Origin of the sequence: Paracoccus sp. R12_2 (genome assembly GCF_017744015.1) — a bacterium.
Lineage (GTDB): Bacteria > Pseudomonadota > Alphaproteobacteria > Rhodobacterales > Rhodobacteraceae > Paracoccus.
Genome location: NZ_JAGHRA010000004.1, coordinates 254,328 through 269,219, shown reverse-complemented (window position 1 = coordinate 269,219; position 14,892 = coordinate 254,328). Strand labels below are relative to the sequence as shown.

The 14,892-nt window shown below is 63.4% G+C and carries 13 protein-coding genes; 6 read left to right on the top strand and 7 right to left on the bottom strand.

The genetic code is table 11. The annotated features are described in order from the left end of the window. Positions 1 to 4: 4 nt before the first annotated feature. Positions 5 to 706 (bottom strand): Holliday junction branch migration protein RuvA, encoded by a 702-nt coding sequence (gene ruvA, locus J7359_RS07400; RefSeq protein ID WP_209055982.1) that lies wholly within the window; start codon positions 704 to 706, stop codon positions 5 to 7. Next, on the bottom strand, positions 703 to 1,221 hold the full coding sequence (gene ruvC, locus J7359_RS07395) for a crossover junction endodeoxyribonuclease RuvC (RefSeq protein ID WP_209055981.1): 519 nt from the start codon (positions 1,219 to 1,221) through the stop codon (positions 703 to 705). The genes ruvA and ruvC overlap by 4 nt, the downstream gene beginning before the upstream one ends. Before the next feature lie 155 nt (positions 1,222 to 1,376). Between ruvC and J7359_RS07390 the strand changes: the two genes are divergently transcribed. The 6 genes from J7359_RS07390 to J7359_RS07365 are packed head-to-tail and all read left to right on the top strand — an operon-like array spanning position 1,377 to position 7,399. Then, positions 1,377 to 4,220, top strand: a complete 2,844-nt coding sequence (locus J7359_RS07390; protein WP_209055980.1) for a monovalent cation/H+ antiporter subunit A — start codon at positions 1,377 to 1,379, stop codon at positions 4,218 to 4,220. After that, positions 4,220 to 4,621 carry a Na+/H+ antiporter subunit C gene (locus J7359_RS07385; protein ID WP_209055979.1) on the top strand — a complete coding sequence of 134 codons (402 nt, stop codon included), beginning with the start codon at positions 4,220 to 4,222 and terminating at the stop codon, positions 4,619 to 4,621. The genes J7359_RS07390 and J7359_RS07385 overlap by 1 nt, the downstream gene beginning before the upstream one ends. Beyond that, entirely contained in the window at positions 4,618 to 6,216 is a 1,599-nt protein-coding gene (locus J7359_RS07380) for a monovalent cation/H+ antiporter subunit D (protein WP_209055978.1), read from the top strand. The genes J7359_RS07385 and J7359_RS07380 overlap by 4 nt, the downstream gene beginning before the upstream one ends. Beyond that, entirely contained in the window at positions 6,213 to 6,704 is a 492-nt protein-coding gene (locus J7359_RS07375) for a Na+/H+ antiporter subunit E (RefSeq protein WP_209055977.1), read from the top strand. The genes J7359_RS07380 and J7359_RS07375 overlap by 4 nt, the downstream gene beginning before the upstream one ends. Continuing rightward, positions 6,701 to 6,970, top strand: coding sequence for a K+/H+ antiporter subunit F (locus J7359_RS07370; protein WP_209055976.1), 270 nt, complete (start codon positions 6,701 to 6,703; stop codon positions 6,968 to 6,970). The genes J7359_RS07375 and J7359_RS07370 overlap by 4 nt, the downstream gene beginning before the upstream one ends. 12 nt (positions 6,971 to 6,982) lie before the next feature. Continuing rightward, complete coding sequence (locus tag J7359_RS07365) at positions 6,983 to 7,399, top strand: Na+/H+ antiporter subunit G (RefSeq protein WP_209055975.1); 417 nt, start codon at positions 6,983 to 6,985, stop codon at positions 7,397 to 7,399. 48 nt (positions 7,400 to 7,447) lie between these two features. On the opposite strand, the gene dnaE is transcribed toward J7359_RS07365, so the two are convergent. The 5 genes from dnaE to J7359_RS07340 all read right to left on the bottom strand — a co-directional run bounded on the left by dnaE (position 7,448) and on the right by J7359_RS07340 (position 14,862). After that, the gene (gene dnaE / locus J7359_RS07360; protein ID WP_209055974.1) at positions 7,448 to 10,918 is read right to left on the bottom strand and encodes a DNA polymerase III subunit alpha; all 3,471 of its coding nucleotides are present in this window, start codon (positions 10,916 to 10,918) and stop codon (positions 7,448 to 7,450) included. An 81-nt stretch (positions 10,919 to 10,999) separates the two neighbouring features. Then, positions 11,000 to 11,884, bottom strand: coding sequence for a formyltetrahydrofolate deformylase (purU, locus tag J7359_RS07355; protein WP_209055973.1), 885 nt, complete (start codon positions 11,882 to 11,884; stop codon positions 11,000 to 11,002). Positions 11,885 to 12,029: 145 nt separating this feature from the next. Continuing rightward, the gene (locus J7359_RS07350) at positions 12,030 to 13,196 is read right to left on the bottom strand and encodes a M20 aminoacylase family protein (RefSeq protein ID WP_209055972.1); all 1,167 of its coding nucleotides are present in this window, start codon (positions 13,194 to 13,196) and stop codon (positions 12,030 to 12,032) included. 143 nt (positions 13,197 to 13,339) lie between these two features. Further along, positions 13,340 to 14,068, bottom strand: a complete 729-nt coding sequence (locus tag J7359_RS07345; protein ID WP_209055971.1) for an SDR family oxidoreductase — start codon at positions 14,066 to 14,068, stop codon at positions 13,340 to 13,342. A 68-nt stretch (positions 14,069 to 14,136) separates the two neighbouring features. Next, a complete protein-coding gene (locus tag J7359_RS07340) occupies positions 14,137 to 14,862 on the bottom strand; it encodes an SDR family oxidoreductase (protein WP_209055970.1) in 726 nt (241 codons plus the stop codon). Positions 14,863 to 14,892 lie beyond the last annotated feature (30 nt).

Here is a 14,892-nt window from a genome sequence, read left to right as displayed (position 1 = left end):
CACCCTAATCCTTCGGAGCCAGCGATCTTAGTGCCGCGCGGATCAAACCGGCTGTCGCCGCCTCGGGTTCCCTGGCCTGCGCCTCGGCGACGGCTGTGGCGGCTTCCGAGGTTGCATAGCCCAGATTCGCCAATGCAGACAGTGCATCGGCGGCGGCGCGGGCGGATGGTGCGGCGCCAGAGGCAGGGCGCGCAGCGGCCCCGGCACCCTTGGCCGGCGCCGATGCGGCGGGCGTGCCGGGTTCGATGCCCGGCTCGTCCGCCCCCCCCGCATCAACGGTCAGATCGCCGCCAAGCGCCATGATCGCAGGGGCCTTGTCCTTCAGTTCCAGCACAACCCGCTGCGCCAGCTTCGGGCCGACACCCTGCGCCTTGCGCACCGCTGACCAGTCACCCAAGGCGATGGCCCGGCCCAACCCCTCGGCCCCCAGCGTACCCAGAACGGCAAGCGAAACCTTGGCCCCCACCCCCTGAACGCTGGTCAGAAGCCGGTGCCATTCCTTTTCCAGCAGCGTGGAAAACCCGAAAAGCTGCAGCAGATCCTCGCGCACCAGAAGATCGGTATAAAGTGCCACCGCCTGCCCCGCGGGCGGCAACCCTGCCGCCGTGCGTTCGCTGACATGAACGATATAGCCCACGCCGCGCACATCGATCAGCACATGATCGCGCGCGCGATGCAGGATCACCCCTGCGATGCGGCCGATCATGCGACACCTTGCCGCGGGCGGGCCTCTCGCAGGGTCCGGCCCTGCAGATGCCGTGCGTGACAGATGGCAATGGCCAGGGCGTCGGCCGCGTCGGCCCCGTCAATGACGACACCGGGCAGTTGCACGCGCACCATATGCTGCACCTGTTCCTTGCCGGCATGTCCGACGCCCACGACGGTCTTCTTGACCGCGTTCGGCGCGTATTCCCCCACCTCAAGCCCCGCTTCTGCGGGCGCAAGCAACGCAATGCCGCGTGCCTGCCCCAGCTTCAGCGTACCCGAGGCATCCTTGTTGACGAATGTCTGTTCCACCGCCGCGGCATCGGGGCGATGTTCCGCGATCACCGCGCAAAGACCGCGAAACAACTGCGACAGCCGCGTGGCCAGGTCACGCCCGTCCCCGGTGGCGGTGGAATGGATCACCCCGTTCGCGACGTGGCGCATCCGCGATCCATCGACCGCGATCACGCCCCAACCCATGTTTCTCAGACCTGGATCGATCCCCAGAACCCGCATGACTGCCCCTTCTCTTTTGTTTCAGAGCTAGCACGAAAGGCGAACATCGACTAGGGAAAACACGCGTTGGGGGGCATCTGCTTGACTCCCCCTGCCCGATTGGAAACACAAAGGGAAACAACGAACAAAAAAATCGTGAACAGGATCGAGGACCCATGTCGCCAGCCCTCATCGCCATGTTGCCCTTCATCGGCGCGCTGTTGCCGGGACTGCTGATCCGTTCGGGACGCAGCGTCGCCGCCACGGCCTGCGGAACAACCACATTCGTCGCACTTCTGGGCCTGCTGCTGCATGTGCCCGCGATCATGCGCGGCGAGGTCATCACCGCCCGGTTCGAATGGTTGCCGCTGATCCAGTTGAACGCGAATTTCCGGATCGACGGGCTGTCCCTGCTGTTCGGGATCCTGATCCTCGGGATCGGCCTACTGATCATCACCTATGCACGGTTCTACCTGTCGCGGCATGACTCGATCGGCAAGTTCTACACCTATCTGATGCTGTTCCAGGGTGCGATGGTCGGCATAGTCCTGTCCGACAACATCCTGCTTCTGCTGGTTTTCTGGGAACTTACATCGCTGTCGTCATTCCTGCTGATCGGCTATTGGCGGCATCTGCCCGCAGGCCGTCAGGGCGCGCGGATGGCGCTGACCGTCACGGGGATGGGCGGTCTGGCGATGATCGCGGGCATGCTGATCCTTGGGCAGATCGCGGGCAGCTATGACATCAGCGACATCCTGAATGCCAAAGAGGCGATCCAGGCCAGCCCGCACTATACCACGGCACTGATCCTGATCCTGATCGGGGCCTTCACGAAATCCGCGCAGTTCCCGTTCCATTTCTGGCTGCCGCACGCGATGGCGGCCCCCACGCCGGTCAGCGCCTATCTGCACAGCGCCACCATGGTGAAGGCGGGGCTGTTCCTGATGGCGCGACTGTGGCCGGTGCTGTCAGGCACGGCGGAATGGTTCTGGATCGTGTCGATCATCGGTCTGATCACGATGACGCTTGGCGCGCTGATCGCGGTGTTCAAGGACGATCTCAAGGCGCTGCTGGCGTTCTCGACGGTCAGTCACCTTGGCCTGATCACCATGCTTCTGGGCTTTGGCACCAAGGATGCGGCGATCGCGGCCGTGTTTCACATCATCAACCACGCGACCTTCAAGGCCGCGCTGTTCATGACCGCCGGGATCATCGACCATGAGTCCGGCACAAGGTCGATCGCGCGTCTGGGCGGGCTTCGAAAGCTGATGCCGGTGACATTCCTGATCGGCACCGTCGCCGCCCTGTCGATGGCCGGCATACCGCCCCTGAACGGCTTCCTGTCGAAAGAGATGATGCTTTACGAGGCCAGCCATCTGGAGATGGCGCGACAGGTCTTCATGGTCGTCGCCACGATCGCGGCGCTGTTCTCGGTCTGTTATTCGCTGCGCTTCATCGTGCAGGTGTTTCTGGGCAACGAACGCGAAGACTATCCCCACCACCCGCATGATCCGGGTTTCGGGATGTGGGCGGGACCGGCGCTGCTGGTGGTGCTGGTCGTCCTGATCGGGCTGTTCCCCAATACCATGGCCGGCTGGCTGGTCGATGCCTCGGCCAGTGCCGTGACCGGCGAAGCTGCGCATGCCCATATCTCGTTGTGGCACGGCGTGAACGCCGCCCTGATCATGTCGCTGATCGCGATTGCCGGCGGTGCGTTCCTGCTGGGTCTGCATCGCCCGCTGCTGGCCGCATGGGACGCCGCGCCGCGCCCCGAGGCGAAGGCGATCTTCGACTGGTTCGTGCTGCGCTGCGTGTTTGTCGGTCGTGCGATCACCGACGGGCTGACGAACGGCTCGATGCCGCGCGCACTGGCCTTCTTCACGCTGACCGTTCTGGGGGCTGCCGGAGTCGCATGGCTGACCGGCGAGGCAGGCCCGGTCACGCGACCGATGCTGCCGGTCGAGCCGGTGCCGTTCGTCGGTTGGCTGATGGCCATCGTCGCGACGGGCTGCATGGTCTTCTTCCATCGCATCCGCGTTCTGGCGCTTGTTCTGGTGGGCATCGTCGGACTGATCACGTCGATCTTCTTTGCCTATTTCTCGGCCCCCGACCTTGCGCTGACGCAGATCTCGGTCGAGGTGGTCACGGTGATCCTGCTTCTGCTGGCGCTGAATTTCCTGCCCAAACGGACGGCGACCGAAACATCTTCCGTCCATCGGGGCTGGGATGCCTTCATCGCGACGCTGGCGGGTCTGGGTTTCGGCGCGCTGACCTATGCCATGCTGCGGCGCGACTTCGCGTTTCCCAGCATTTCCAGCTACATGCTGGAAAACAGCTACAAGCTGGGCGGCGGCGACAACGTCGTGAACGTGATCCTGGTGGACTTTCGCGGCTATGATACGTTCGGCGAGATCACGGTGCTTGGCATCGCCGCGCTGGCGATCTTTGCGCTGACCCAGACCCTGCTGCAGGGCCGTTCGGCCAAGCGGCTGACGAACTGGGTCCATGACCAGCGCCGCGCGGGCGACCGCCATCCGCTGATGCTTGTCATCGCGACACGGGTGATCCTGCCGATCTCGCTGGTGGTGGGGATCTATATCTTCCTGCGCGGTCACAACCAGCCCGGCGGCGGTTTCATCGCGGGTCTTGTCGTCGCAATCGCGCTGCTGGTGCAGTACATGGCCTCGGGCTATGCTTGGGCGCAGGACCGTCAGGGACTGCCCTATCACGCATTGATCGGGGCGGGTGTCGTGGCTGCCGGTGTCACCGGCATCGGCGCGTGGTTCAACGGCCGGCCGTTCCTGACCTCGGCCTACGGCTATTTCAAGCTTCCCTTCCTTGAGGAATTCGAACTTGCAACCGCGATGGGCTTTGACCTTGGCGTGTTCCTGTGCGTCGTCGGCGCGGTGATGCTGGCGCTGAACTCTCTGTCGCGGATCGCGCGCAAGACGGGCGAGACCGTGAACAAGAAACCGATGGACATCGATCTGAGCGACGAGCAGCCGAAGGAGGCGAACTGATGGAATTTCTTGTCGCCTCGGCCATCGGCGCGACCACGGCAGCCGGTATCTACCTGATCCTGCGCCTGCGCACTTTCGCCGTCGTGCTGGGCATGACCATGCTGACCTATGCGATCAACGCCTTCCTGTTCACGACTGGGCGGTTGGTCGTGAACATGCCGCCGATCCTGCACGGCCATGGCGAGGTCAACGTCGCCGACTATACCGATCCGCTGCCGCAGGCACTGGTGCTGACCGCCATCGTGATCTCGTTCGGGATGACGGCGGTGGTGGTGATGATGGCATTGGGCGCATTCATCGAAGGCGGGGATGACCACATCAACATGCCGGAAAACGACCGCATCATGCCACCGCTGAAGACCATCGACGACCCCAAGCAGACCGAGGACGAGACCGCATGAACCATCTGCTGATCGCCCCGGTCCTTATTCCCGCCATCCTCGGGCCGCTGATGATCCTGTGGATGCGCCACGACCTGCTGCAACAGCGCGTCTTCGGCGTCATAGGCAGCCTGCTGACCCTGGCCGTGGCCGTCAAGCTAAGTGCGATGGCGGCGGGTGGCGATGTGTATGTCTATCGCCTTGGCAACTGGTCCGCCCCCTTCGGCATCGTCCTGATGCTGGATCGCCTTTCCGCGCTGATGCTGCTGCTGACATCGGGCCTGGCCGTCATCGTGCAGCTTTACGGGATCGGCTCGGGCTGGGATCGCAAGGGCTGGCATTTCCATTCACTTTGGCTGTTTCAGCTGATGGGGCTGAACGGCGCCTTCCTGACCGGCGACGCCTTCAACCTGTTCGTGTTCTTCGAGGTGCTGCTGATCGCCAGCTACGGTCTGATGATCCATGGCGGCGGCCCGATGCGGCTGCGCGCGGGCGTTCAGTATATCAGCTACAACCTTGCCGGATCGGCGCTGTTTCTTGCCGCGCTGGGGACGCTGTATGCCGTCACCGGCACGCTGAACATGGCGGACATGGCCGAACGCGTAGCCCAGATGCCGACCGAAGATACCGCGCTGCTGCGAACCGGCGCCGTGCTGCTGCTGCTGGTCTTCGCGATCAAGGCCGCGATCGTGCCGCTGCATTTCTGGCTGCCTTCGACCTATGCCAACGCGCCCGGCCCGGTCGCGGCGTTGTTCGCCATCATGTCGAAGGTCGGCGTTTATGCGATCATCCGCTTCTTCACGCTGGTCTTCCCGCAGGATTCGGTGATCGAGACCATCGCGACCGACCTGATCCTGCCTGCCGCACTGATCACGCTGACGCTGGGACAGATCGGGGTGCTTGGCACCCGAAGCCTGGCGCGTCTGGCGGCGTTCGCGGCCATCGCCTCGATCGGGACGCTGATGATCTCGGTCGCGCGGTTCGACGCGCAGGGGCTGACCGCGGGCCTTTACTACATGATCCATTCGACACTGGCAGGCGCGGCGCTGTTTCTGGTCGTGGACCTGATCGCGGCGCGACGCGGCGGCGATTTCTGGCTGCGGCTTCGTCCTGCGATCCGCAATACCGGGCTGGTGTCGGCACTTTTCTTCGTCGCCGGCATCGCCGTTGTCGGACTGCCGCCGCTGTCGGGGTTCTTGGGCAAGCTGATGATCCTTGATGCGACGCGAGACGATCCGTGGATGGCCGCGATCTGGGCGACGATCCTGATCACCTCGCTGATCGCGCTTGTGGGCTTCGGTCGGGCCGGATCGATCCTGTTCTGGAAATCGCACGAAATGGACCCCGAACCCGGCAACGACACGGACGAAGGGCAGCGGCCGCAACCCGGACCGATCCCGACCAAGCTGGAAACGGACGAGCCGATTCAGGACGTGGATGATTCCGCCGCGCCATGGCTTTCCTTCACGGCGACGGGGATGCTGCTGGCAGGTGCCGTGGCGCTGGCGCTGTTTGCGGGGCCGTTGACGCGATATCTTCAGGACACCGCCGATCAGCTGACCAATCCGCAGCTTTACTATGAGTCGGTTCTGCGCCAGCAGGAGGGTTCGCGATGATCCGCCGTCTGTTTCCCCATCCCTACCTGTCGGCACTGCTGGTGCTGGTGTGGATGCTGCTTGTCAATCGCTTTGCCTGGGGTTCGCTGGTCTTCGCGATCATGCTCAGCATCGCGATCCCGGCGCTGACCGAACCCTACTGGCCCGACCGCGCGCGGCTGCGCCATCCCGGCAAGATCATCGCCTATGTGTTTCTGGTGCTTCGGGATATCGTGGTGGCGAATGTGCAGGTCGCGATGATCGTGCTGTTCAAGCCGAACAGCCGGCTGCAGCCCGCATGGATCACCATTCCGCTTGATCTGCGCTCGCCCGAGGCGATCACGGTGCTGGCAGCGACCATCACACTGACACCCGGCACGGTCAGTTCCGACCTGTCACAGGACGGTCATGCGCTGCTGGTGCATTGCCTGCACGCGCCCGAGCCGGAAGCCGTCATCCTTGACATCAAGAACCGCTACGAGGCCCGGCTGCAGGAGATCTTCGAATGATCGGATACGCGCTATACTTTGCCTTCGCCTGTTTCGGGATCGGCCAGTTGTTCTGTCTTTACCGGGTGGTGATCGCGCCCGGTGTCGGCGACCGGGTTCTTGCGCTGGACACGATGTCGATCAACATGATCGCGTTGATCGCATTGTTCGGCATCCTGCATGACACCGCCATGTATTTCGAGATCATGCTGCTGTTCGCGATGGTCGGCTTTGTCTCGACTGTCGCCTACGCGAAGTTCCTGCTGCGCGGCGACGTGATCGAATAGAAAGGACTGGACATGGAATATCTTGCGGAAATCCTGATCACGGCCCTTCTGGTGCTGGGCGGCATCTTCGGTCTTGTCGGTTCTTTCGGGCTTGTGAAACTGCCTGACCAGATGACCCGGCTGCACGCACCGACCAAGGCCGCCACATTGGGTGTCGGCGGTGTTCTGATGGCATCCCTGTGCTGGTTCTTCTTTTTCAGCGACCATTCAAGCTGGCACGAGTTGCTGATCACCCTGTTCCTGTTCCTGACGGCACCCGTCACCGGACTGATGATCGCCAAGACCAACATGCACCTGACATGGCGGCCCGAGGAATTGCCCGACCCGGGCGAGGATCGGAACTGGGCGACATTCGGGCAATCCGCGGATCGCAGCCTGATGGATGCGGTTCCCGAAGTGGACAAGGCTGCCCGCGACCATCGCGAGTGACCTCAGAGGCCGCGATTTCGCCAATCCCACCCGGTTGCCCGCGCCCTGTTATTCCTCGATGACGTCCAGAACGCCCGGCACGGCACGCAGCGCCTGCCGCGCCGGGGTGGTCAGCGGGGCATCGTTCGCGACTTCGATCTCGATCAGTTCGTCACCCTCGCGCAGTCGCAGCAGGACGGGGCCACGGCTGCGCGCGGAAACGCTGAACTCGGCCTGAATCCGGCCCAGCACTTCGGCAAGGCGCGGGATGGTATCGGCCCCCTGCATCTCGACCGCAAGCGAGCCTGCCCCGGCATCGGCCACCGCATCCTCAAGCCGTGCAACCGAATTCGCCAGCATCTTGACCTGGTCGCCCGAGGGTTCGACCTTGACCTGCAGCACCACGTTTTCGCCCGGTTCCAGCCGGTCGCGGGATGCGGTCAAAAGGTCCGAGAAGACGGTGACTTCATACAACCCGGTCGGATCGGACAGGCTGACAAAGGCGTACTGCGTGCCCTTGGCGGATTTGCGTTCCATCCGCGCGGCGACGGTTCCCGCGATCGAGGTGACCAGCGGCCCGCCGGCGGCCTCGGCGCTGATCTCGGCCAGCGTCTGGACCTTCTTGCGTTTCAGCGCCGGCAGGTAGTCGTCCAGCGGATGCCCGGACAGGTAGAAGCCGACAGCCCGGTGTTCCTCGCCCAGTTTCTCGGCAGGCAGCCAGACCTGCGCAAGGGCCGCGCGCGGCGGCGGCAGATCCTCTCCACCGCCGAACAGCGAAGACTGGCTGGATGCCGCCTGTTCCTGAACCGCCGCCGACCACGCCACCAGCGCATCAAGCGACTTCAGCACCCGTGCCCGATTGTCATCCAGCGCGTCGAAGGCCCCTGCCCGCGCAAGCATTTCCAAGGGCCGTTTGCCCACGCGCTTCATGTCCACACGCCGTGCGAAATCATAAATGTCGCGGAACACCGTGTCGCCCCGCGCTTCTTCGATCAGCCGCATCGCGTCGATGCCGACACCCTTCAGGGCACCCAGCGCATAGTGAATACGCCCGTCCCTGACGGTAAATCTCGGGGCGGACCGGTTCACGCAAGGCGGCACGATCTCGATGCCCATCCGGTCGCATTCGCGTTTGTAGATCGCCAGCTTGTCGGTCAGGTGAATATCGCAGTTCATCACCGCGGCCATGAATTCGACCGGGTGGTTCGCCTTGAGCCACGCGGTCTGATAGCTGACCACGGCATAGGCCGCCGCGTGCGATTTGTTGAAGCCGTAATTGGCGAACTTCTCCAGCAGGTCGAAGACCTCGCCCGCCTTCTTTTCCGATACGCCGTTCTCGACGCTGCCCTTGATGAATTTCGGGCGCTCCTTCGCCATTTCGGCAGCGATCTTCTTGCCCATCGCGCGGCGCAGAAGGTCGGCGCCGCCAAGGCTGTAACCTGCCATGACCTGTGCGATCTGCATCACCTGTTCCTGATAGACGATGATGCCCTGCGTTTCGGCCAGAATATGATCGATGCTGGGATGGATCGATTCCAGATCACGGACGCCGTTCTTGACCTCGCAATAGGTCGGGATGTTCTCCATCGGGCCGGGGCGATACAGCGCCACCAGCGCCACGATGTCCTCGATGCAGGTGGGACGCATCCGCCGCAGCGCGTCCATCATGCCAGAACTTTCGACCTGGAACACCGCGACGGTCCGGGCGCTGGCGAACAGATCGTAGCTGGCCTTGTCATCCAGAGGAATCGCGTTGATCTGGTTCTCGGCACCCTCGGGCGGATCGTACAGCCTGCGCCCGTCGGCCGCGACATGCAAAGGCCGCCCGCCCCCATTGATCAGATCGACGGCGTTCTGGATCACGGTCAGCGTCTTCAGGCCCAGAAAGTCGAATTTTACCAACCCAGCCTGTTCGACCCATTTCATGTTGAACTGGGTGGCCGGCATGTCCGAACCCGGATCGCGATACAGCGGCACCAGTTGATCCAGCGGCCGGTCGCCGATCACCACACCCGCCGCATGGGTCGATGCGTTGCGATACAGCCCCTCGATCTTTTCGGCGTAATCCAGCAGGCGGGCCACGACCTCTTCCTTCGCGGCCTCGCGCAGGCGGGGTTCATCGGCACGGGCCTTGGTGACGCTGACAGGCTTCACGCCCTCGACCGGGATCATCTTGGACAGACGGTCCACCTGCCCGAATGGTAGCTGCAACACGCGGCCCACGTCGCGCACGGCGGCCTTGGACAGCAGTGCACCGAAGGTGATGATCTGGCCGACCTTTTCCTTGCCGTACTTGTCCTGGACATAGCGGATCACCTCTTCGCGGCGGTCCATGCAGAAATCGATGTCGAAATCCGGCATCGACACCCGTTCCGGGTTCAGGAAGCGTTCGAACAGCAGGCTGTAGCGCAGCGGATCAAGATCGGTGATGGTCAACGCATAGGCGACCAGCGACCCCGCCCCCGAGCCGCGCCCCGGGCCGACCGGTATCTGGTGATCCTTGGCCCACTGGATGAAGTCGGCAACGATCAGGAAATAGCCGGGAAAGCCCATCTGTTCGATGATACCCAGCTCGAACTCCAGCCGTTTCTGATATTCCTCGACCGGTACCGCATGCGGGATCACCTTGAGCCGCGCGGCAAGCCCCTCTTTCGCCTGTCGGCGCAGCTCCGTGACCTCGTCATCGGCGAATCTGGGCAGGATCGGCTTGTGCTTGCTGACGGCAAAAGCACAGCGGCGCGCGATCTCGACGGTGTTTTCCAGCGCCTCGGGCAGATCGGCGAACAGCACCGCCATTTCCTCGGGCGACTTGAAATAGTGCTGCGGGGTCAGGCGGCGGCGGGGTTGTGCCTGATCCACATAGGCCTTTTCCGCAATGCAGATCAGTGCGTCATGCGCCTCGTAAAGGTCGGGTTTGGGGAAATACACGTCATTGGTGGCGACCAGAGGCAATTCGTGCCCATAGGCCAGATCGATCAGCCCGGATTCCGACGCGGCTTCCGCCGCCATCAATTGCCCATTCTCGCCCGGATGACGCTGCAATTCGACATATAACCGGCTCGGAAACGCTGCGGCCAGCCGGTCGGCAAGCGCCACTGCCTTGTCGGTCTGCCCCTGCGCGATCAACAGCCCCAACGGGCCAGTCGCGCCGCCTGTCAGACAGATCAGCCCTTCGGAATGCGGGCATAATTCGTCCAGCGTGACATGCGGCAGGCTGCCGTCCGTTCGCAGATAGAGGCACGAGGACAACGCCATCAGGTTCAGCCAACCCGTCTGGTTCTGCGCCAGCAGCACCACCGGGCCGGTCGCCTCGGCGGCCAGTGTCATCTGGCAGCCGATGATCGGCTGGACGCCCTTGTCCATCGCCTTCACGCTGAATTCCAGCGCCGCGAACATCGCATTGGTGTCGGTCAGCGCGACCGCGGGCATTCCCGCATCGGCGGCAAGCGAGGGCAGCTTGCCGACAGGAATCGCCCCCTCCAGCAGAGAATGCTCGGAATGGGTGCGCAGGTGAATGAATCGGGGGGATGCCGTCGCCATGCCGCGACGTTATCGCAGCCTGAGGAACCTGCGCAATCGTTCAAAGCCCTTTGTCGGCGCTGGCGCGCGGCGTGCAGTTCATCAACCCATCCGTTCAGACACATAGCTGCCGGGCGAGGCCGGGAAAACTACGGTTTTCGGACCGTTCAGGAACACCCGGCCATGGATATGGGCGTGGATCGCACGCGACAGGACCTGGCTTTCGACGTCGCGGCCAAGGCTGACATAGTCGCCGGGCGACTGCGCATGGGTGACGCGCACCGTGTCCTGTTCGATGATCGGCCCTTCGTCCAGATCGGCGGTGACATAATGGCTGGTCGCGCCGATCAGCTTGACGCCCTTTTCATAGGCCTGCTTGTAGGGGTTCGCGCCCTTGAAGGACGGCAGGAAGGAATGGTGGATATTGATGATCCGGCCCGACATCTTCTTGCACATCTGGTCCGACAGAACCTGCATATAGCGCGCCAGCACGATCAGTTCCGCCCCGGTTTCCTCGATGATCTCCATCTGCCGCGCCTCGGCCTCGGGCTTGTTCGCGGGGGTGACGCGGATCATGTGGAAGGGAATGTCGTGATTGACGACGACTTTCTGGTATTCATGGTGGTTCGAGATGACGCCGACGATGTCGATGGGCAGCGCGCCGATCTGCCAGCGATACAGCAGGTCGTTCAGACAGTGACCGAAGCGGCTGACCATGATCAGCACCTTCTTCTTCACCGAATCGTCGCCGATCTCGACCTGCATGCCGAATTTTTCGGCGATGGGCGCGAAATCGGTTCGCAACTGCTGCAGGCTCACGCCCCCCTCGGACCGGAAGCTCATGCGCATGAAGAAGCGGCCTGTCTCGATGTCGTCAAACTGTGCGCTGTCGGTGATGTTGCAGTCCTTGGCGGCAAGAAAGCCCGAAATCGCCGCGACGATGCCACGGGTCGAGGCGCAGGTAACGCGCAGGGTATAGCTGTTCATGGTCGGGCTCCGTTGCATATTCAGGGCCGCCCGTGATGGACGGCCCGGTCTGGTTCGCATTTCGGACGAATGGCGCGGAACCTCCATCGCGATTCCGACACAGCCGGGCGTTCATGCGACATTGCGCGATCGCCCGACCGAACGATCAGGCGGCCGGCAAGCGGCTTTCGATCATGCCGGCATACCAGCTTGAACCGGCCGGGATCGCGTCGTCGTTGAAATTATAGGCGGGGTGATGAACCATCGCCGTGTCGCCGTTGCCGACAAAGATATAGGCGCCCTGACGTTCGTTCAGCATATAGCTGAAATCCTCGCCGCCCATCATCGGCTGCATGTCCATGTTCACGTCGCCGGCGATCTGGCGGGCGACCTCGGCCGCCCATTCGGTCGCCTGATCGTCGTTCATCGTCACCGGGTAGCCGCGATCGTACTGCACCTCGGCGATCGCGCCCATCGCGGCGGCGATATTCGTCGCGACGCGGATGATGCCTTCCTCCAACTGATCGCGAACACCGGGATCAAGGCTGCGGGCGGTGCCCTTCAGCTTGACGACATGCGGGATCACGTTATGCGCCGTGGAATCGGTCGAGACGACGCAGACCGAGATGACCGCGTTCTGCAGCGGATCGATATTGCGCGACACGATGGATTGCAGAGCGACGATGATCTGCGCGGCGGTCAATGTGGTGTCGATGCAATCATGCGGCTTGGCGGCGTGCCCACCCTTGCCGGTCACGGTGATGTCGAACTGGTCCGCCGCGGCCATCATCGCGCCGGGCTTGATCGCGAAGGTGCCCGTCGGCACGCCGGGCATGTTGTGCATCCCATAGACCTCGTCGATCTTCCAACGTTCGATCAGGCCATCCTTGACCATTGCATCGCCGCCGCCGCCGCCTTCTTCGGCGGGCTGGAAGATCACCACGGCGGTGCCGTCGAAATTGCGCGTCTCGGCCAGGTATTTCGCGGCACCCAGCAGCATCGCGGTATGGCCGTCATGACCGCAGGCATGCATCTTGCCCGGCGTCTTCGAGGCGTATTCGACGCCGGTCTGTTCGTTGATCGGCAGCGCATCCATATCGGCGCGCAGGCCGATCACCCGGCCCTTGCTGTCGGTCTTGCCGCGGATGACGCCGACGACGCCGGTGCGACCGACGCCCTCGGTCACCTCGTCGCAGCCGAATTCGCGCAGCAGATCGGCAACCTTGCCGGCGGTTCGATGGACGTCATACAGAAGTTCGGGATGTTCGTGGAAATCGCGCCGCCAAGCGGTGATTTCGGGCAGCAGTTCGGCAAAGCGGTTCTTGACGGGCATGATCGGTCTCCTTCATCCGACAGGATGAGGGCTTCGTGCAGAGTGTGCAAGTGGGCCGATGCGTTCTGCCCGGCAGCCAACCTGAACCAGACGGCGGGGCAGACTGATCTGCCCACCCCGCGTGCCACCGCCGGTCGGTTCGGTCAGATGTCGAAATTGCTGGGCAGCACGATCATGTCGCGGATGGTGACGTTGCGTGGGCGGGTCAGCATGAACATCAGGGCGTCCGAAACCTCTTGCGGTTCGATCAGCGCCCCTGCGTCCTTCATGCGCTGCAACCGCTCGGGCTCCCAATCGGAGAGCAGGGCCGAGATCACCGGGCCGGGCGAGACCTGACCGACGCGAATCCCGTGCCCCATCAATTGCCGGCGCATGGTCTGGACAAAGCAGGTCACCGCCCATTTCGAGGCGGAATAGACCGGCTCGACATGGATCGGGGCGTGTCCGGCAATCGAACAGGTCACCAGAATATCGCCGGTGCCGCGTTCGATCATGTGGGGCGCCACGGCGTGCACGTTCTTCATCACCGCGTTGACGTTCAGGTTCAGCATCCGGTCGATGGCTGCCGGGTTCGTCTCGACCAGATCGCCGCCGACATAGCTGCCGGCATTGCACACGATGATGTCGATCTGTCCGGTCTTCTCAAGGATCTCGGGGACCATCGCGTTGCAGCTGTCGGCATCCAGCAGATCCGTGACCTGCGAAACGGTGTTGCCGCCCAAGCTGGCGGTCAGTTCGGCCAGCGCCTCGCTGTTGCGATCGACCATGACAACGCGCGCGCCGGCGCCAAGCAGCGCCTTGGTGGCGGACAGGCCGATGCCCGACGCGGCGCCGGTGACGACGGCTGTCTTGCCGGTGAATTCCTTGGTCATGCGATGTCTCCTTCGTTCGGCGGGCATGTCCCGCACATCCTGTGGTTGGTTTGCAGGCGGTTCCGGGATCAGACGGCCAGAAAGCCGCCGTCCAGCGGAAGCACGGCGCCTGTGATCATCGCGGCGTCGGGTGACAGCAGCAGGGCGATGCTTTTCGCGACATCCTCGGCCTCGGCAAAGCGGCCCATCGGGTGGCGCGCCATCATCGGATCGCGCTTTTCCGGATCGCTCCATGCTTCGGCGGCAAGTTCGGTCATTGTCACGGTCGGTGCCAGGGCTGCGACCCTGATGCCATGCGGGCCCAGTTCCCTGGCCATCACACGGGTCGCGCCCTCCAGCCCTGCCTTCGAGGCGGCATAGCAGACATGATCGGCAAAGCCGCGATGCCCTGCGATGCTGGTGACGTTGACAATCGCGCCGCCGCCGCCCGCCGCGACGCGGGCGCGGGCAAATTCCTGCGCGCAGATCAACGCCGTTCGCAGATTGATTCCCATGACCGTCTCATAGCCGGCGTCGGTCATGTCCAGCAGGCTTTCCAGCACGTTCGTGCCGGCGCAGTTGACGAGAAAATCGCAGGTTCCGGCCTCGGCCATCGCCCCGCGCGCGGCGGCGGGGTCGGACAGATCCGCAACGACGCTGCGGGATCCCGTTTCGGCGGACAGGCTGTCCAGATCGGCGCCGGTGCGGCTGATGGCCACGACCTGCGCGCCACGTTCGGCCAGCAAGCGTGCGGTGGCGCGCCCGATCCCCTTGCCGGCGCCGGTGATGATGACGGATTTTCCAGTGAATTCCATTGCAAGCCTCACAAGATGGTTCGGTCGGAC

Bases quoted from the DNA above. Each gene is read 5' to 3' on its own strand.
- ruvA (WP_209055982.1), bottom strand. From the start codon at position 706: ATGATCGGCCGCATCGCAGGGGTGATCCTGCATCGCGCGCGCGATCAT.
- ruvC (WP_209055981.1), bottom strand. From the start codon at position 1,221: ATGCGGGTTCTGGGGATCGATCCAGGTCTGAGAAACATGGGTTGGGGC.
- J7359_RS07390 (WP_209055980.1), top strand. From the start codon at position 1,377: ATGTCGCCAGCCCTCATCGCCATGTTGCCCTTCATCGGCGCGCTGTTG.
- J7359_RS07385 (WP_209055979.1), top strand. From the start codon at position 4,220: ATGGAATTTCTTGTCGCCTCGGCCATCGGCGCGACCACGGCAGCCGGT.
- J7359_RS07380 (WP_209055978.1), top strand. From the start codon at position 4,618: ATGAACCATCTGCTGATCGCCCCGGTCCTTATTCCCGCCATCCTCGGG.
- J7359_RS07375 (WP_209055977.1), top strand. From the start codon at position 6,213: ATGATCCGCCGTCTGTTTCCCCATCCCTACCTGTCGGCACTGCTGGTG.
- J7359_RS07370 (WP_209055976.1), top strand. From the start codon at position 6,701: ATGATCGGATACGCGCTATACTTTGCCTTCGCCTGTTTCGGGATCGGC.
- J7359_RS07365 (WP_209055975.1), top strand. From the start codon at position 6,983: ATGGAATATCTTGCGGAAATCCTGATCACGGCCCTTCTGGTGCTGGGC.
- dnaE (WP_209055974.1), bottom strand. From the start codon at position 10,918: ATGGCGACGGCATCCCCCCGATTCATTCACCTGCGCACCCATTCCGAG.
- purU (WP_209055973.1), bottom strand. From the start codon at position 11,884: ATGAACAGCTATACCCTGCGCGTTACCTGCGCCTCGACCCGTGGCATC.
- J7359_RS07350 (WP_209055972.1), bottom strand. From the start codon at position 13,196: ATGCCCGTCAAGAACCGCTTTGCCGAACTGCTGCCCGAAATCACCGCT.
- J7359_RS07345 (WP_209055971.1), bottom strand. From the start codon at position 14,068: ATGACCAAGGAATTCACCGGCAAGACAGCCGTCGTCACCGGCGCCGCG.
- J7359_RS07340 (WP_209055970.1), bottom strand. From the start codon at position 14,862: ATGGAATTCACTGGAAAATCCGTCATCATCACCGGCGCCGGCAAGGGG.